18 protein-coding genes are annotated in these 15874 nt (G+C 66.3%); 9 read left to right on the top strand and 9 right to left on the bottom strand.

The annotated features are described in order from the left end of the window. Positions 1-120: 120 nt before the first annotated feature. Positions 121-348 carry a hypothetical protein gene (locus XH87_RS34555; protein ID WP_271590653.1) on the bottom strand — a complete coding sequence of 76 codons (228 nt, stop codon included), beginning with the start codon at positions 346-348 and terminating at the stop codon, positions 121-123. Between the two features lie 45 nt (positions 349-393). Here XH87_RS34555 and ruvX point away from each other — a divergent pair, with 45 nt between their 5' ends. Continuing rightward, complete coding sequence (ruvX, locus tag XH87_RS34550; RefSeq protein WP_271590652.1) at positions 394-885, top strand: Holliday junction resolvase RuvX; 492 nt, start codon at positions 394-396, stop codon at positions 883-885. A gap of 3 nt (positions 886-888) precedes the next feature. Then, positions 889-1812, top strand: a complete 924-nt coding sequence (locus tag XH87_RS34545; protein ID WP_271590651.1) for an AEC family transporter — start codon at positions 889-891, stop codon at positions 1810-1812. Here XH87_RS34545 and XH87_RS34540 read toward each other — a convergent pair. The 3 genes from XH87_RS34540 to XH87_RS34530 form a co-directional block, all read right to left on the bottom strand. Then, the gene (locus tag XH87_RS34540) at positions 1809-2573 is read right to left on the bottom strand and encodes a CPBP family intramembrane glutamic endopeptidase (protein ID WP_271590650.1); all 765 of its coding nucleotides are present in this window, start codon (positions 2571-2573) and stop codon (positions 1809-1811) included. The genes XH87_RS34545 and XH87_RS34540 overlap by 4 nt on opposite strands. Positions 2574-2720: 147 nt before the next feature. Then, complete coding sequence (locus tag XH87_RS34535) at positions 2721-4364, bottom strand: isovaleryl-CoA dehydrogenase (protein ID WP_271590649.1); 1644 nt, start codon at positions 4362-4364, stop codon at positions 2721-2723. Positions 4365-4384: 20 nt separating this feature from the next. After that, positions 4385-5101, bottom strand: a complete 717-nt coding sequence (locus tag XH87_RS34530) for a M15 family metallopeptidase (RefSeq protein WP_271590648.1) — start codon at positions 5099-5101, stop codon at positions 4385-4387. A 241-nt stretch (positions 5102-5342) separates the two neighbouring features. Between XH87_RS34530 and XH87_RS34525 the strand changes: the two genes are divergently transcribed. The 4 genes from XH87_RS34525 (at position 5343) to XH87_RS34510 (ending at position 9666) form a co-directional block, all read left to right on the top strand. Next, complete coding sequence (locus XH87_RS34525) at positions 5343-6290, top strand: aspartate carbamoyltransferase catalytic subunit (RefSeq protein WP_124157940.1); 948 nt, start codon at positions 5343-5345, stop codon at positions 6288-6290. Positions 6291-6295: 5 nt separating this feature from the next. After that, the gene (locus XH87_RS34520) at positions 6296-7597 is read left to right on the top strand and encodes a dihydroorotase (protein ID WP_271590934.1); all 1302 of its coding nucleotides are present in this window, start codon (positions 6296-6298) and stop codon (positions 7595-7597) included. A 47-nt stretch (positions 7598-7644) separates the two neighbouring features. Beyond that, a complete protein-coding gene (gene plsY / locus XH87_RS34515; RefSeq protein WP_035709893.1) occupies positions 7645-8241 on the top strand; it encodes a glycerol-3-phosphate 1-O-acyltransferase PlsY in 597 nt (198 codons plus the stop codon). Between the two features lie 213 nt (positions 8242-8454). After that, entirely contained in the window at positions 8455-9666 is a 1212-nt protein-coding gene (locus XH87_RS34510) for a patatin-like phospholipase family protein (protein ID WP_271590647.1), read from the top strand. Here the strand turns inward: XH87_RS34510 and XH87_RS34505 are convergent. Beyond that, positions 9658-10902, bottom strand: coding sequence for an amidase (locus XH87_RS34505; protein WP_271590646.1), 1245 nt, complete (start codon positions 10900-10902; stop codon positions 9658-9660). The genes XH87_RS34510 and XH87_RS34505 overlap by 9 nt on opposite strands. A gap of 91 nt (positions 10903-10993) precedes the next feature. On the opposite strand from XH87_RS34505, the gene dprA reads away from it, so the two are divergent. After that, on the top strand, positions 10994-12136 hold the full coding sequence (gene dprA, locus XH87_RS34500; RefSeq protein ID WP_271590645.1) for a DNA-processing protein DprA: 1143 nt from the start codon (positions 10994-10996) through the stop codon (positions 12134-12136). Positions 12137-12367: 231 nt separating this feature from the next. Here dprA and XH87_RS34495 read toward each other — a convergent pair whose 3' ends face one another. Then, a complete protein-coding gene (locus tag XH87_RS34495) occupies positions 12368-12838 on the bottom strand; it encodes a winged helix-turn-helix transcriptional regulator (protein ID WP_271590644.1) in 471 nt (156 codons plus the stop codon). Positions 12839-12921: 83 nt separating this feature from the next. Here XH87_RS34495 and XH87_RS34490 point away from each other — a divergent pair, with 83 nt between their 5' ends. Next, complete coding sequence (locus tag XH87_RS34490) at positions 12922-13530, top strand: FMN-dependent NADH-azoreductase (protein WP_271590643.1); 609 nt, start codon at positions 12922-12924, stop codon at positions 13528-13530. Positions 13531-13593: 63 nt separating this feature from the next. Here XH87_RS34490 and XH87_RS34485 read toward each other — a convergent pair whose 3' ends face one another. Both XH87_RS34485 and XH87_RS34480 read right to left on the bottom strand, forming a co-directional pair. Continuing rightward, the gene (locus XH87_RS34485) at positions 13594-13776 is read right to left on the bottom strand and encodes a hypothetical protein (RefSeq protein WP_271590642.1); all 183 of its coding nucleotides are present in this window, start codon (positions 13774-13776) and stop codon (positions 13594-13596) included. A 178-nt stretch (positions 13777-13954) separates the two neighbouring features. Then, on the bottom strand, positions 13955-14728 hold the full coding sequence (locus XH87_RS34480; protein WP_035709926.1) for an SDR family oxidoreductase: 774 nt from the start codon (positions 14726-14728) through the stop codon (positions 13955-13957). A gap of 122 nt (positions 14729-14850) precedes the next feature. On the opposite strand from XH87_RS34480, the gene XH87_RS34475 reads away from it, so the two are divergent. After that, the gene (locus tag XH87_RS34475) at positions 14851-15318 is read left to right on the top strand and encodes a winged helix-turn-helix transcriptional regulator (RefSeq protein ID WP_271590641.1); all 468 of its coding nucleotides are present in this window, start codon (positions 14851-14853) and stop codon (positions 15316-15318) included. Between the two features lie 196 nt (positions 15319-15514). Here the strand turns inward: XH87_RS34475 and XH87_RS34470 are convergent, their stop codons facing one another. Beyond that, positions 15515-15658 carry a hypothetical protein gene (locus XH87_RS34470; protein ID WP_225150133.1) on the bottom strand — a complete coding sequence of 48 codons (144 nt, stop codon included), beginning with the start codon at positions 15656-15658 and terminating at the stop codon, positions 15515-15517. Positions 15659-15874 lie beyond the last annotated feature (216 nt).

The raw sequence follows: 15874 nt of genomic DNA, 5'->3' as shown, positions 1-15874 counted from the left end.
CTGCGCAACCAGAGCGTCAATCGGCGTGCGCTGCCGAGGACGCGACATCATGCCATGGCCTGCGACGTCGCCCGTGTGAGATTCGCCACAAATGATCGTTGCATTTGTGCGTGGTCGTTCTCACACGCTTCTTCCCATCGCCTTCAGGTGCCACCGCCGCAGCGCCACGACGGACCAGATCGCCTCGACCACACCGAACGGCCAGGCGCCCTGGAGAAACCCGTAGACCGAGCCGAGCGCGCAGGATGCGGCGAACAGCAGCACGAACCAGTGGCTGCGATCCTCCAGCGCGTAGGTGACCAGCATCGCCGTGACGGCGAACAGGCCGAATAATGTCAGCACGTCCATCTTCCGGGTTCACTCCGCTGCGTGACGCGTGATATGCGCTACGCCATGCCGGCTCTTATCCTGCCCCTCGTCGATGCTGCAACCCACTGGCCCGTGCGCGGCGCGCTGGTCGGGCTCGATCTGGGCACCAAGACCATCGGCGTCGCCGTGTCCGACCCCGATCGCCGGCTCGCGACCGGGGTCGAGACCATCGCCCGCAAGGCGTTCAAGCAGGACGCCGCCCGGCTGCTCGCGATCGCGGCCGAGCGCAAGGTGGTCGGCTTCGTGCTCGGCCTGCCCATCAACATGGACGGCAGCGAGGGCCCGCGCGCGCAATCGACCCGGGCCTTTGCCCGCAATCTCGCCGGTCTGACCGCGCTCCCCATCGGCCTCTGGGACGAGCGCCTCTCGACGGCGGCGGTCGAGCGCGAGCTGATCGGCATGGACGTCAGCCGCGCCAAGCGCGCTGAGGTGATCGACGAGCATGCCGCGATCTTCATCCTGCAGGGCGCGCTCGATCGTCTGGCAAATCTGCGCGCGGCGCCGGGGACGGACTGATCCATGCCGATCGTGATCGCGGCGCTGCTGCCGGTCTTCATCCTCATCGTGCTCGGCGTCGTACTGAGGCACAGCCTGATGCGGCTCGACACGCAATGGCACGGGCTGGAGCAACTGACCTATTTCGTGCTGTTTCCGATGCTGCTGATCCAGACCCTGGTCAAGGCCGACCTCTCCAGGGTGCCGGTCGCCGGCGTCGGCGGCGCGCTGCTGCTGTCGGCGCTCGCGATGTCGCTGCTCTGTCTCGCGCTGCGGCCGGCCCTGTCGCGGCTCGGCATCGATGGCCCCGCCTTCTCCTCGATCTTCCAGGGCGCAACGCGCTGGCAAACCTTCGTTGCGCTGTCGATCGCCGCCAACATGTTCGGCGATCTCGGGCTGGCGCTCGCCTCCGTGGCCATGGTCGCGATCATCCCGCTCGTCAACGTGTTCAGCGTCGCCGTGCTCGCCCATTACGCCGCGCAGGAGAAGCGATCCCCGCGCGCCATCGCCATGACGGTGATCCGCAATCCGCTGATCTGGGCCTGCGCGATCGGCCTCGCCGTCAATCTGATGCACCTGCCGCTGCCAAAAATCTGGCACGAGGTGGCCGACGCGCTCAGCCGGTCCTCGCTCGCCATCGGCCTGCTCGTCACCGGCGCGGGCCTGCATCTGAAAGGCCTGTTGCGTCCCAGCCTGGGCGCAGCTATCGGCGTCGGCCTGAAGCTGGTGCTGATGCCTGCGCTCGCGCTGGGGCTCGCGGCCTGGTTCGGCATCACCGGCAACGGCCTCGCGATCGTCGCGATCTGCGCGGCCGTGCCGACCTCGCCCAGCGCCTATGTGCTTGCCCGCCAGATGGGCGGCGACGCGCCGTTGCTGGCGCAGATCATCACGCTGCAGACGATCCTGGCGGCAATCACGATGCCGATCGCGATCGCGCTGACGGCTTAGCTCCCCAGCCACATCGTCAGCACCACCGCGGTCAGATTGTTCAGCGCATGGAGCACGATGGTGAGCCAGAGCGAATTGGCGCGATAACGCATGTAACCGAACCACAGGCCGATGGTGAAGACCTCGGCGAGAAAGTACATGTCGTATTGGAGGTGCACGACCGTCCAGACCAGCGACGACAGCAGGATCGCACCCGATACCCGCAGGAAGCTCGCCGACCAGCCGCGATAGAGGAAGCCTCGCGCCAAAATCTCTTCCGACATCGGCGCGGCCACGCTGAAGGCGAACAGGAGCAACAGCGCAGCGCCCTTGTCGCGTCCCGATTTCAGCAGGTCGGTCATGAAGCCCGGCGTCGCCTCACGGCCGAGCGCGCGCGACATCGTCTCCCAGACCAGCACGATCAGGATGAGGCCGACGGCGCCGAACAGCAGCTGCTTCCAGGACGGCCAGTGCAGCGCGAGATAGTCGACAAAGGACGCCTTCTTGATCCGAATGGCAAGCCAGACCGCGGCCAGCGTCGCCGGCAGACCCATGGTGACCGACAGCGCGAGCGCTTGGGGTTCGCGGCCGACGAGTTGCAGCGAGGCGAGGTCCATGGGAAGACCACGCTGCACCGCCAGCAGAACGATCGCGCCGATCTGCCCGACGAACATCGCGACGAAGATGAAAAGGCCCCACAGCGCCGTGCCCCAGAACTTCCACACACGTGGCGGCGCCGGCGTCACGGTCAGCGGCGGATGGTCGGGATTGAGGGAATCCATCAGGAGGCTTTCGTCAGCTCGCGCAGACTATCGAGAGGTCGTCATGCCCGGGCTTGTCCCGGGCATCCACGTTCTTCGCGTCGCAACTCAAGACGTGGATGGCCGGGTCAAGCCCGGCCATGACGATGTGGATTGAGAATGCCCCGCTCACGGCAGCGCCCGCTCCAGCAGCGCGCGGACGTCAGCGCTCTCCAGCTCGACCGCGCCGTACATGCTGGCGTGATCGGCCGCGAGGCGCGTCGCGGCGAACAATTCGGCATTGTGCGGCGACACGCCGTTGAGCGCCGCGGCGGCGGCAAGCAGCGCCAGCTTCTCGACGGCAAGGCGCGCGACGCGCTCGCCGTCGGCGCGGCGGAAGGTCCTGCCGATGAACGCGACCGCCTCACCGGCCCCCGGCAGACCCTTCGTCTCGGCCGCAAGCGATTGCAGCACAGCCATCGCCGCGTCCGGCTCACGCGAGAGCGCGCGGAGCACGTCGAGACACATGACGTTGCCCGAACCTTCCCAGATCGCATTGACCGGCGACTCCCGATAGTGGCGCGCCAGGATGCCGTCCTCGACATAGCCGTTGCCACCGAGGCATTCCATCGCCTCGTAGAGGAACGGCGGCGCGCTCTTGCAGGTCCAGTATTTGATCGCGGGCGTCAGCAGCCGCATATAGGCGGCCTCCGCCGCATCGTGCGGCGTGCGGTCGAAGGCACGGCAGAGCCGCATCACCAGCGCAACGCTAGCCTCGACATGCAGCGCCATGTCCGACAGCACGGCCTGCATCAGGGGCTGGTCGGCGAGATGCTTCTGGAACACGCTGCGGTGACGGGCGTGATGCAGCGCATGCGCCAGCCCCGAGCGCATCAGGCCAACGGACGCAATCGCGCAATCCTGCCGCGTCAGCTGCACCATCTGGATGATGGTGCGGATGCCCTTGCCCTCCTCGCCGACCGCTTGCGCATAGGCGCCGACGAACTCGACCTCGGACGAGGCATTGGAGCGGTTGCCGAGCTTGTCCTTCAACCGCTGGAACTGGATCGCATTGACCGAGCCATCCGGCGCGAAGCGCGGCATGAAGAAACAGGTCAACCCGCCATCCGCCTGCGCCAGCACCAGGAACGCATCGCACATCGGCGCCGACATGAACCATTTATGGCCGGTGATGCGGTAGCCGTCCCCGTCGCGCACGGCGCGCGTCATGTTGGCGCGCACGTCGGTGCCGCCCTGCTTCTCGGTCATGCCCATGCCGAGCGTCATGCCGCGCTTCTGCCACCACGGCGCGAAGCCGGGATCGTAGCTCCTGGTCGACAGCACCGGCATCACGCGCGCGAGCAGGTCGGGCTGCATCGCCAGCGCACCCACGGAGGCGCGCGTCATCGTGATTGGGCAGAGGTGGCCGGTCTCGACTTGCGCGGCGATATGGAATTTCGCGGCACGAACGACTTCGGCGGCATCGCCGGCAGGTCTTCCATCCGCCGTCCACGTCGAATTGTGCACGCCCGCATGCGCACTGTGCGCCATCAGCTCGTGATAGGCCGGATGAAACTCGACCTGGTCGCGGCGGTGCCCCCTGGAATCGAAGCTGCGCAGCTTCGGCGTGTTCTCGTTCGCAAGGCGCCCGCGATCGGCCATCGCCGCCGAGCCCCATTGCTTGCCGAATTCCGACAGTTCCCGTTCCGCCTTGGCCCCGCCGTTTGCCCTGACCGCTTCGACCAGCGGCAGGTCCGTGGCGAACAGGTCGACGTCCTCGAACGGCGGCGACTGGTTGAAGACCTCGTGGGTCGCAAAACTCGGCTGGGTCATCAGGCTTCCTCGGCGCGTGATCAGTTCCGGCGCGGCTGGATCGGGAAATCATAGGCCGCCCCGCCCGCCCCCGGCAGGGAAAAGTGCCACCACTCCTTCGAATAGTTCACAAAGCCGTGCCTGGCCATCGCAGCGACCAGCCGCTTGCGCCAGGCGCGCTGCTCCGGATTGATCGAGGTCACTGCGGTATGCCCCTTCGCGTCGGTACAGTCGTAGCCTGTGCCCATGTCGACGCTGCCTTCGGGCGCACGCATCTCGACCGGCGCCGTGCAGTCGGCATAGGTCCTTGACGGATCATATTTGGCCGAATTGTCGGCTTTGAGGTCGACCAAAGTGAGATCGAGCGCTGCACCCGTGGAATGCTGCGAGCGGCTCGCAATATAGCCGAGGCGGAACAGCTCGGTCTTCGGAATCTTCGGGTTGTAACGCCGCTCGGCCGCCGTCTCGTGACCGTTCTGCGACCACTTCACCATGTCGAGCGACGCCCGCGCCGGCCGGTAGCAGTCGAACATTTTCAGCGACAGGTTCTGTGCGGCGAGCTCCTGCTGGACCGCCTTCAGCCGCAGCCCCACCTCGCGCTTCACCACGCATTCGCCGGCGCCGTAGCCGGCGAGCGGACGGCCGACGAAATTGTTCGATGTGGCGTAGCGGATGTCCTGGATGATGCTGGGATCGATGTCGCGGAGGTAGACAAAGCTGCCGGGAAGCGATTGGGCGTGCGCTGTGCTCATCGTCATTGCGGCTAGGAACGCTGTCAGAATTTTTTTCACAGAATGCCCCACATCGTCATGGCCGGGCTTGTCCCGGCCATCCACGTTTTTTGCGTCAAATGCGATAGATGATCGTAGATGCCCGGAACAAGCCCGGGCATGACGGACAGGTCGCCACGGGGGCAAAACCGACAGATCAGGGGATAACTCGCCTCCCACCGTTTGCCCCTTGCTCCCCCCGCCATCCCCCCCTATAGCTCTGCTTTTAATGACATCGAAATCGACCTTCGTCCTCGGCCACCGGCATTTGCTGGGCATCGAGGGCCTTTCCGCGGCCGACATCAGCGGCCTCCTCGACCTGTCCGAAGAATATGTCGAGGTCAACCGCCAGGTTGACAAGAAGCGCACCGTCCTGCGGGGACGGACGCAGGTGAACCTTTTCTTCGAGGCCTCCACCCGGACCCAGTCCTCGTTCGAACTCGCCGGCAAGCGGCTCGGTGCCGACGTCATGAACATGTCGGTGTCCTCGTCCTCGATCCGCAAGGGCGAGACCCTGATCGACACCGCCGTGACACTGAACGCGATGCACCCGGACATCCTGGTGGTACGCCATCACGCCTCCGGCGCGGTGGAGTTGCTGGCGCGGAAAGTCGACGGTTCCGTGATCAATGCCGGCGACGGCGCGCATGAGCACCCGACGCAGGCGCTGCTGGACGCGCTCACCATCCGCCGCAACAAGGGCCGGATCGAAGGCCTCGTGGTCGCGATCTGCGGCGACGTGCTGCATTCGCGGGTCGCCCGCTCCAACATCATCCTGCTCAACACCATGGGCGCCCGCGTCCGCGTCGTCGGGCCCTCCACGCTGCTGCCGCCCGGCATCGAGCGGATGGGCGTCGAGGTCGCGCGCGACATGCGCGAGGGCCTGGAAGGCGCCGACATCGTCATGATGCTGCGGCTCCAGCGCGAGCGCATGAACGGCTCCTTCGTGCCCTCGTCATCGGAATATTTCCATTATTTCGGGCTCGACCAGAAGAAGCTCGCCTACGCCAAGCCGGATGCCCTCGTGATGCACCCGGGTCCCATGAACCGCGGCGTGGAGATCGACTCGATCGTGGCCGACGGCGCGCAGTCCCTGATCCGCGAACAGGTGGAGATGGGCGTCGCCGTCCGCATGGCCGTGCTGGAAGCTCTCGCCCGCAATCTGCCGAACGCGTGATGCCGATGTTGATCGATCGCCGCCCCATCCTGCTCGCCAACGCCCGCGTCGTCGATCCCTCCAGGGATTTCGACGGCGTCGGCGACGTCCTGATCGCCGACGGCACCATCCGCGAGACCCGCCGCGGCATTGGCGCGGCCGGCGTCCCCGAGGGCACCGACATCGTCAACTGCTCCGGCAAGATCGTGGCACCGGGCCTGATCGACATGCGCGCCTTCGTCGGCGAGCCCGGCCTCAGCCACCGCGAGACCTTTGCCTCGGCGAGCCAGGCCGCCGCGACCGGCGGCATCACCACCATCATCTGCCAGCCCGATACCTCTCCGGTGATCGATAACTCGGCGACCGTCGACTTCGTGATGCGCCGCGCCCGCGACACTGCGATCGTCAACATCCAGCCGATGGCCGCGCTGACCAAAGGCATGCACGGCGAGGAGATGACCGAGTTCGGCCTGTTGAAGGCGGCCGGAGCGGTTGCCTTCAGCGACGGCGACAAGAGCGTGACCAACGCCCAGGTGATGCGCCGCGCGCTGACCTACGCCCGCGATTTCGACGCGCTGATCGTGCATCATACCGAGGACCCCGATCTCGTCGGCGAAGGTGTCATGAACGAAGGCGAGTTCGCGACCCGGCTCGGCCTGATGGGCATTCCGAACGCCGCCGAAGCCGTGATGCTGGAGCGCGATCTGCGCCTCGTCGCGCTCACCGGCGGCCGCTACCACGCGGCCTCGCTGACCTGCATCGACTCCCTCGATATCCTCCAGCGCGGCCGCGACGCCGGGCTTGCGGTCAGCGCCTCGGTCTCGATCAATCATCTGGCGCTGAACGAGAACGACATCGGCCCCTATCGATCCTTCCTGAAGCTGTCGCCCCCGCTGCGGACCGAGGACGACCGCCGCGCGCTGGTGGCGGCGATCGCCTCCGGCCTGCTCGACGTCATCATGTCCGACCACAATCCGCAGGACGTCGAGGTCAAGCGCCTGCCGTTCGCGGAAGCAGCACCGGGCGCCGTCGGTCTCGAGACCATGCTGCCGGCCGGCTTGCGGCTGGTTCATAACGGCGAGTTGGAGCTGAAGACGCTGATCCGGGCGATGTCGACCCGCCCGGCCGAGCTGCTCGGCCTGCCGGGCGGAACCCTGCGTGCGGGCAGCCCGGCCGACGTCATCGTGATCGACCCCGATGTGCCCTGGGTGGTCGATCCCGCCGACCTCAAATCGCCCTGCAAGAACACCCCGTTCGACGAGGCTCGCTTTACAGGCCGCGTGGTGCGCACCATTGTCGGCGGACGAACGGTGTATGAGCATGTCTGACGTACGCGATCGTTCGACATCGGAATCGCGCCTTTGGAGCTGCCGCCATGGGGCTTGAAGCATTTCTGCCGGTGGCTTTCGTCATCGGCTATCTCCTCGGCTCGATTCCATTCGGGCTAATCCTGACGAAGCTCGCGGGCACGCAGGATATCCGCTCGATCGGCTCGGGCAGCATCGGCGCCACCAATGTGCTGCGCACGGGACGCAAGAGCCTTGCCGCGGGCACCCTGCTGTTCGACGCGCTCAAGGGCACCGTGGCCGTGGTGATCGCGGGTTACGTCGCAGGCCCCAATGCCGCAATGGTGGCCGGGCTCGGCGCTTTCCTCGGCCATCTCTTCCCGGTCTGGCTCAAGTTCAGGGGCGGCAAGGGCGTCGCCGTCTATATCGGTATCCTGCTCGGCCTGTTCTGGCCCGGCGCCGTCGTGTTCTGCCTGCTTTGGCTGGCGACCGCCTTCACCACCCGCTACTCCTCGCTCTCCGCGCTGGTGGCGGCGTTCATCACGCCGATCTTCCTGTGGTGGTTCGGCCATCTCGCCCTGTCGGCGCTCACAGCGGTGCTGACGCTGCTCCTGTTCTACGCGCATCGCGAGAACATCAAGCGCTTGCAGGCGGGCAAGGAAAGCCGGATCGGCGAGAAGGCCTAGAGCGTTTTCGAGCGAAGTGGATGCCGGTTCGCGTCAGGAAAACGCGTCAAACACGAATCTGAAGCCGAAAAAAGTACGGATATCGCCGCACCTCTACCGCATTATCCGCCAAATCCTGTTCGCAACCTTCCCGCCACTCGGGGCGGGCAGTAGCAAACGGGTTGCGCGCCTGTCATCTTGACACAGGAAGCGGCGGTTACGCGGTTGCTCAGAATGAGCGAGAAGATGATCGGTGCGCATGACGGGGCTGGTTCGCTGGGTGCTACCGGCAGCGCGGCAAGCCGGCTGCTCTCGACGACCAACATCTGGTCCGACGCGCCCTCGCTGCCGCCCGCCTCCGCGCCTGCCCCTATTTCACGGCCAGCGCCGCAGGCTCGGTCCGTCGCGCCAGCCGACGCTCGGCTCGATAGCGCGATGACCGAAGCTGTACCGGTCGGCCAGGCGCGTTCCGGCCACTGGCCGCCGCGAAAGCTTTCGCTGGCGCTGCAGGGTGGCGGCACCTTTGCCGCCTTCACCTGGGGCGTGCTGGAGCGGCTGCTGGAAGAGCCTGACATCGCGATCGACACCATCAGCGGCGCCAGCGCCGGCGCCGTCAATGCGCTGCTGCTTGCTTGCGGCCTTGCCGAAGGCGGACGCGAAGGCGCGCGGTCGCGGCTGAACCGGTTTTGGGTCCGGCTGATGCATGAGGCCTCGTTCCGCTCGCTGATGCTCGTCGGCGGCTTTTCACCGGCGGGAAGCTCGGTCGCGTTCGGCCCGACGCTGCGCTCCGGGCAGTTCGATCCATTCGATCTCGACCCGCTGCGGCAGGCGCTGTCGCGCGACATCAACTTTTCCATCTTGCGCGACGCGCGATGCCCGAAGCTGCTGATCGCGGCGACGCGGATCCGCGACGGGCAGCAGCAGATCTTCGCCAACGACGCCATCACCGCCGACGTCGCGCTGGCCTCGACCTGTCCGCCGCTGGTTCACTGCGCCGTCGAGATCGACGGCGAAGCCTATTGGGACGGCGGCTTCGGCGGCAATCCGCCGCTGCTGCGGCTGGTCCAGGAAACGGCGGCGACGGATTTGCTGCTCGTTCAGGTCACGCCGACGCGCGACAGCTATGTGCCGATCACGCTCGCCGCAATCGACCGCAGGCTCGACCAGATCATGGCCAACGCCGCGCTCAATGCCGAGATCGCGGCGATCGAATGGGCGCAGTCGCGCGCCACGGCTTCGTTGCGCCTCACCAGGATCGCGGCGGAAGACTCCGTCGACGGCCTGGCGCAGCGCTCATCGACCGATCTCGGCCGCGGCTTCATTCGCCTGCTGCACCGGAGCGGCCGCGAGGCCGCCGAGCGCTGGCTCGGGCAAGATGCAAGGGCCGGCGCAGCGCCCTCTGCGCCCGTTCAGGCCCTTGCTTCTTTCGAACCTGAGCTAGCCTGATTTCGCCAGCGCATCCTCCAGGAACCAGGCCGCCGCAAGCGCGAGCGGATCGTTGCCGAAGCGCGCGATCACCTGCACGCCGATCGGCAGGCCGCCGACCTTGAGGACAGGCACGTTGACGCAAGGATTGCCCATCAGCGTCCAGAGCCGGTTGTAGCGGGGATCGCCGGTGGTCGCGAGCTCCTTGGCCGGCGCCGTGCCCGGCGCAGAATAGGTCAAGAGCACGTCGACACCCTCGAACAGCTCGCCGAGCTCGCGGCGGCCGCGACGGCTGACCCGGCGCGCCTCGTCATATTCCTTCGGCGTCAGATGGGCCGTCGCATCGAGACTGGCGCGCAGCATCGGCGCGATCTCGTCGTGCCGCTCGGAGAACTCCCAGGCCAGCGCGCGATGCGCCTCAAAATCCTGGATGATCGGATGGATGCGCCAGGCTTCCTGCACCGCCTCGGGCAGATCGATCACCTGCACGCTGGCGCCGGCGCGCTCGGCCGCCTTGATCGCGGCCAGCAGCCCCTCTTCGGCCGCCGGCTCGACCGCGCCGGCAAACTCCTGCCTGACGACGCCGATGCGGGGCGCCTTCGCCGGGGCGATGCCCGAAAATTCGGTGCGGCCGGTCATCGCGAGCAGTCCGCGCGCGAGATCCTCAGCGCGCGCGCCAAACAGGCCGACCGTGTCGAGCGCCCACGAGTAGCACTTCACGCCGACCGTCGGCAGCATCCGGAACGACGGCTTGATCGCGGCGGTCCCGCAATAGGCCGCGGGCCGGATCACCGAGCCGCCGGTCTGGGTGCCCAGCGCCAGCGGGATCATGCCGGCGCCGACCGCCGCAGCCGAGCCCGAGGACGAGCCGCCCGGCGAGTGGCCAAGATTGTGCGGATTGCGCGTCGGCGTCGGATCGCGCGAGGCGAACGCGGTCGTGGTGGTCTTGCCGATGATGGTGGCGCCTGCCCGCTTCAGCAGCATCACGACCGGCGCGTCGCTGCGCGGCTGCCACCCGCGATAGATCTCCGAGCCCATCTCGGTCGGCATATTGGCGGTGTCGATGATGTCCTTGATGCCGACCGCAATGCCGCGCAGCGGCCCGGAGCCTTGCGCCCTCGCCGATTTGTCGTGGCGGACGAAGGCGTGGACGTCCTTCTCTTTGGCCTCGATCGCCGCGTGCGATTGCGCGATGGCGGCGTCGGGCGAAAGCTCGCCCGTTTCGATGCGGCGCTGGAGGTCGGCAAGCGAGATCATGGCAAAATCCTTCTTATTGTGATCGCTTTTAGCATCGCAGCAAGGTCGCGCAAGCGCACGTGACTGTTGCGCAACGCCCTCAGGTTGTTCCATGCTGTGCCTGCAAGGAGACGCCGTGGACGCCATCAATCCGAGCGTGGAGCTGACCGAGTCTGAGCGGATCGACCGCCTGCGGCTGATCCGCTCCGACAATGTCGGGCCGCGCACCTTCCGCTCGCTGGTCGATCATTTCGGCAGCCCGCGCGCCGCGCTGGAGCGACTGCCGGATCTCGCCCGCCGCGGCGGTGCGCAGCGAACGGGTCGCATCTGTAGTGCCGATGAAGCGAAGGCCGAGCTTGCCGCAAGCCGCAAGTTCGGCATCGCCTGGCTGGCGCCCGGCGAGGACGGCTATCCGCCGCGGCTGGCGATGATCGACGACGCACCGCCGCTGCTCGCCGTGCGCGGCGACACGAAGACCCTGATGCGGCCGATGATCGCCATCGTCGGCTCGCGCAACGCCTCGGGCGCCGGCTTGAAATTCGCCGGCCAGCTCGCGCGCGAACTTGGCGAAGCCGGCTTTGTCGTCATCTCGGGCCTCGCCCGCGGTGTCGATCAGGCCGCGCATCGCGCCAGCATTGAGAGCGGCACGATCGCCGTGGTCGCCGGCGGCCATGACTGCATCTATCCGCCCGAGCATGGCGACCTACTCACATCGATCCTCGGTCACGCCGGCGCGGCGATCTCGGAAATGCCGCTCGGTCACGAGCCGCGCGCCCGCGACTTCCCTCGCCGCAACCGGCTGATCTCGGGCGCCTCGCTCGGCATCATCGTGGTGGAAGCCGCACATCGCTCGGGCTCGCTGATCACCGCACGCATGGCGGCCGAACAGGGCCGCGAGGTGTTCGCGGTGCCGGGCTCGCCGCTCGACCCGCGCGCCGCCGGCACCAACGATCTGATCAAGCAGGGTGCAACGCTCGTCACCGAGGCCGCCGACATCATCAATGCGGTTCAGCCGATCATGGAGCGGCCGCTGATGCACCCCGCAGGCGAGCCCGACAGCGAGCCGTTCGAGAGCGATCCGCAAGGGCATGACCGCGATCAGATCACCAACCTGCTCGGCCCGGCCCCAATCTCGATCGACGATCTCGTGCGGATGTCCGGCGCCTCGCCCGCGATCGTACGAACCGTGCTGCTGGAGCTCGAACTGGCAGGTCGGCTCGAACGCCACGGCGGCGGATTGGTGTCGCTGCTTTAAAGAGCTTACCCTCCCCTGGAGGGGGAGGGTCGATCGCGCGCAGCGCGAGCGGGGTGGGGTGATCTCTCCACTCGGGCAGCGTTCGATGAGGAGAGACTGTCACCCCACCCCGTCTCACATTTCGCTGCGCTCATGTGAGCCGACCCTCCCCCTCCAGGGGAGGGTAAAGCGCGTGCCCCTCAGTGGGAGGTGACGGTCGGCTCGCATCGGTGAACCGAGATTGATCACGTCCTAACCGTCTTTACGCGCATCGAACCGCGTGCGTGCCGCCGCGATCTGCTCCTGATGTTCGATCGCCCACTCCCCGAGTGCCTTCACCGGCTGCTGAAGACCGCGGCCGAGGTCAGTCAGCTCATAGTCGACCCGCGGCGGAATGGTCGGGAAGATCGTGCGCGTGACGAGGCCGTCGCGCTCGAGGCCACGCAGCGTCAGGGTCAGCATCCGCTGCGAGATGCCGTTGATCATTCGCTTCAGCTCGTTGAAGCGCTTTGGTCCGTCGCTGAGCATCATGATGACGAACACGCTCCATTTGTCGCCGACGCGGGACAGTATGGAGGCGACCCCGCGGCAGTCCGCGTGGTTGGGATCCGGCATTGGATCTGGACTCTGATTTGGCCTTGGATTTGGCCTTGGATTTGGACTTGGGTTCAGCCTCGGCGGAGCAGGCAGATCGATGTTCTCAGGTTTCAATGATGTGCCCATGGCTCAAAAAAGTGCGTTCTTGCGGGGATTTCGATAGTCACTCATGTAGCGCTGGTTACAAACTTATACCAGGGTGACCCCAAATGAAACTCCTCCATATCGACTCCAGCGTGCTCGGCCCCCACTCCGTCAGCCGGCAGGTTTCCGCCGCCATCGTCGACCGTCTCAGGCAGGCGACCCCATCGCTTCAGGTTGTCTATCGCGACCTGACCCAGACGCCGCTGGCCCATCTCTCCGGCTCGCATCTCGCGGCCGCGCAAGGCGCCCCCGTGCCGGCGGAGCTGGCGCCTGACCTTGCCGCAAGCGCGGCCGTCCTGGACGAGTTCCTGGACGCCGAAATCGTCGTCATCGGTGCACCCATGTACAACTTCACGATTCCGAGCCAGCTCAAGGCCTGGATCGACCGCGTCCTGGTGGCTGGGAAGACATTCAAGTATGGCGCGGCCGGGCCGGAGGGGCTCGCCGGCGGCAAGCGCGTGATCGTCGCGATCTCGCGCGGCGGCTATTACGGCGCGGGCTCGCCCGTCGCAGCGCTGGAGCACCTCGAAAGCTATCTGCGCGGTGTGTTCGGGTTCATGGGCATCCACAATGCCGAGTTCATCATCGCCGACGGCATCCAGGTCGGACCGGATCACCGCGAGAAAGCACTTGCGGGGGCGCTTCAGGCGGCCACCAGCCTGCACGCGGCCTGACGCCGCGCCGAAATCAGCCGCCGCCGGACTGCGCGGCGGCTGACGGCTGCACGATCTGCAAAGCTAAGGCCAAGCGCCCTGTATGCCCAGGATCACGACAACGAGCGAGACGAACAGGCCGATCCCGGAGAACAACGCGATGGCGACGAATTCGGACGTGTCGGAACGCCGGGTCGGAACGGCGGATCGTTCGGTGAAAACGCGCGGTGACGAAATCGACGAAAAAATGCGGGCTGCTTTCAGCATAACCGACTCCCTCAAATCGTGAGTCTGTCTGTCCCTTGCCCATAATAATAAAGGGTCTTTGCGGCTGGCGCAAAGGTTCAACGCCTCACGCATGGCTTCAGTCAATGCGTCCCACAAGACGCCGGACCGGCCGGCGCAACCACACGGCGCCGGCCGATTCAATTTGCACTTGATTTGATCAGCCGCGATAGATCGGCGCGCCGCTCGGGGAGGCCACCGCGCCGCCGTCGACGAAGATTTCCTGGCCCTGCACATGCGCGGAATCATCGGAGGCGAGGAACAGCACCGTCTTTGCGACGTGATCGGTTTCACCGATGCGGCCGAGCGGCGTCGATAGCGCGATCCGTTTCTCGAACGCCTTCTCGGCTTCCGGCGTTGCCGTCGCTGGCCCCCAGATCGGCGTGCGGATCGCACCGGGCGCCACGACGTTGACGCGAATACCGCGCGGCGACAGCTCCGAGGCCATGATCCGCGCCATCGCCCGCACGCCGGCCTTCGCGGCGCCGTAAGCCGAGTAACCCGGAATGCCGAGCACTGATATCACCGAACCGTTGAGGATGATCGAGGCATTGTCGTTGAGATAGGGCAGAGCCGATTGCACGGTGAAGAACACGCCGGTCAGGTTGGTGCTGATGACCTTCTCGAAGACGTCCTGCGTGGCCGAGCCCAGCGGCGTGCCGCCGGCGATGCCGGCATTGGCGAATACGATGTCGAACTTGCCGAACTTTTCCGCGCCCTGCCTGATCGCGGCTTCCGTCGCCGTGATGTCGGTGGCATCGGCGGCGAGCGCGAGCGCGTTCGGCCCAAGCTCCTTCGCGGCAGCCTCCAGCGTCTGCTTGTTGCGCCCGGTGATCACCACCCTGGCGCCTTCGGCCACGAACAGTTTTGCCGTCGCAAGCCCGATGCCGCTGTTGCCGCCGGTGATCAGGGCCGTCTTGTTCTTCAGTCTCACGCTCGCCTCCAGTAGTTGCATGATGAAACTACATTGCCATCTAGGCCATTTGGTTTTATGATGCAACCACACAAGCGCGTGATCGGTGCTGACGCCGTGCGAACGCGATAGGACGGACGACGATGGTGAAACGAACGAGCTTCGAGGGCGATGCCTGCCCGATCGCGCGGTCGCTGGAGGCGATCGGCGACTGGTGGTCGCTGCTGATCATCCGCGAGGCGCTGTTCGGCCTGCGCCGCTTCGGCGAGTTTCAGAACAAGCTCGGCATGGCCAAGAACATCCTGTCGGCGCGCCTGCGATCGCTGGTCGACCACGGCATTCTGGAAACGGCCCCCGCCTCCGACGGCAGCGCCTATTCTGAATATCTGCTGACGCCGAAGGGCCGCGGCACCTTCCCGATCCTGGTCGCGCTGCGGCAATGGAGCGAGGAGTTCGACGAACACCCGGAGGAGATCGCGACCATCCTGGTCGACCGCGAAAAAGGCCGCCCGGTGAAGAAACTTGAGATGCGCGCCGAGGATGGGCGCCTGCTCAGCCCTGCGGACACCACGCTGAAGTCACGACCAGCATCGCGACGGCGGTCGGCGTAATGGCGCGCAGCTGCCACCGCCTCGTCATTGCGTCGCAATGACAGGGGTGATGCGGCGCGCCCCAATCTCGCACCGTCACCCTGAGCGCTTCCCGCAGCCCGAATGGAGCACAGCGCAATCCGGGGGCGCTTTGTCGGCGGCACGAGCCCGGATTACGCTTTCCATTCTATCCGGGCTTCTGCCCGCAAGCGCCCCCTCACGACAGCTTGCGCTTGGTCCGCAGCCGCAGATGCTCATCGGCCTCCAGCTTGGTCATCCCCAGGAGATAATGCAGAACGTCGAGCTTGTGGCGCTCGGCGAGCTTGCGCAATGCTCCGGTCTGCTCGGCGATGAAGGCCACCGCCTCGTCCGCGCCGCCCTCCCCTGGTTCCTCGTGACGCGAGCCTCCCCGCGCGCCTGATGCGGCGCGCGTCCGTTTCTTTGGCTTAGTTACCAAGACCCCACCCGAATCCATGGCCCCAACGGCAACATTACGCCCACATCGATCGCAACTCCAAGGTGGTATTTTGCAACTTTTTCGATATGAAACTTTTCCCATCGAGGCGGCTTTCAACAC

This window comes from Bradyrhizobium sp. CCBAU 53415 (assembly GCF_028128735.1).
Taxonomy (GTDB): Bacteria; Pseudomonadota; Alphaproteobacteria; order Rhizobiales; family Xanthobacteraceae; genus Bradyrhizobium.
This window is presented reverse-complemented; position numbering and strand designations above follow the sequence as displayed.

Excerpts from the sequence above, each read along its gene's own strand:
- XH87_RS34555 (WP_271590653.1), bottom strand. The coding sequence starts at position 348 with ATGGACGTGCTGACATTATTCGGCCTGTTCGCCGTCACGGCGATGCTG.
- ruvX (WP_271590652.1), top strand. The coding sequence starts at position 394 with ATGCCGGCTCTTATCCTGCCCCTCGTCGATGCTGCAACCCACTGGCCC.
- XH87_RS34545 (WP_271590651.1), top strand. The coding sequence starts at position 889 with ATGCCGATCGTGATCGCGGCGCTGCTGCCGGTCTTCATCCTCATCGTG.
- XH87_RS34540 (WP_271590650.1), bottom strand. The coding sequence starts at position 2,573 with ATGGATTCCCTCAATCCCGACCATCCGCCGCTGACCGTGACGCCGGCG.
- XH87_RS34535 (WP_271590649.1), bottom strand. The coding sequence starts at position 4,364 with ATGACCCAGCCGAGTTTTGCGACCCACGAGGTCTTCAACCAGTCGCCG.
- XH87_RS34530 (WP_271590648.1), bottom strand. The coding sequence starts at position 5,101 with ATGACGATGAGCACAGCGCACGCCCAATCGCTTCCCGGCAGCTTTGTC.
- XH87_RS34525 (WP_124157940.1), top strand. The coding sequence starts at position 5,343 with ATGACATCGAAATCGACCTTCGTCCTCGGCCACCGGCATTTGCTGGGC.
- XH87_RS34520 (WP_271590934.1), top strand. The coding sequence starts at position 6,296 with ATGTTGATCGATCGCCGCCCCATCCTGCTCGCCAACGCCCGCGTCGTC.
- plsY (WP_035709893.1), top strand. The coding sequence starts at position 7,645 with ATGGGGCTTGAAGCATTTCTGCCGGTGGCTTTCGTCATCGGCTATCTC.
- XH87_RS34510 (WP_271590647.1), top strand. The coding sequence starts at position 8,455 with ATGAGCGAGAAGATGATCGGTGCGCATGACGGGGCTGGTTCGCTGGGT.
- XH87_RS34505 (WP_271590646.1), bottom strand. The coding sequence starts at position 10,902 with ATGATCTCGCTTGCCGACCTCCAGCGCCGCATCGAAACGGGCGAGCTT.
- dprA (WP_271590645.1), top strand. The coding sequence starts at position 10,994 with ATGCTGTGCCTGCAAGGAGACGCCGTGGACGCCATCAATCCGAGCGTG.
- XH87_RS34495 (WP_271590644.1), bottom strand. The coding sequence starts at position 12,838 with ATGGGCACATCATTGAAACCTGAGAACATCGATCTGCCTGCTCCGCCG.
- XH87_RS34490 (WP_271590643.1), top strand. The coding sequence starts at position 12,922 with ATGAAACTCCTCCATATCGACTCCAGCGTGCTCGGCCCCCACTCCGTC.
- XH87_RS34485 (WP_271590642.1), bottom strand. The coding sequence starts at position 13,776 with ATGCTGAAAGCAGCCCGCATTTTTTCGTCGATTTCGTCACCGCGCGTT.
- XH87_RS34475 (WP_271590641.1), top strand. The coding sequence starts at position 14,851 with ATGGTGAAACGAACGAGCTTCGAGGGCGATGCCTGCCCGATCGCGCGG.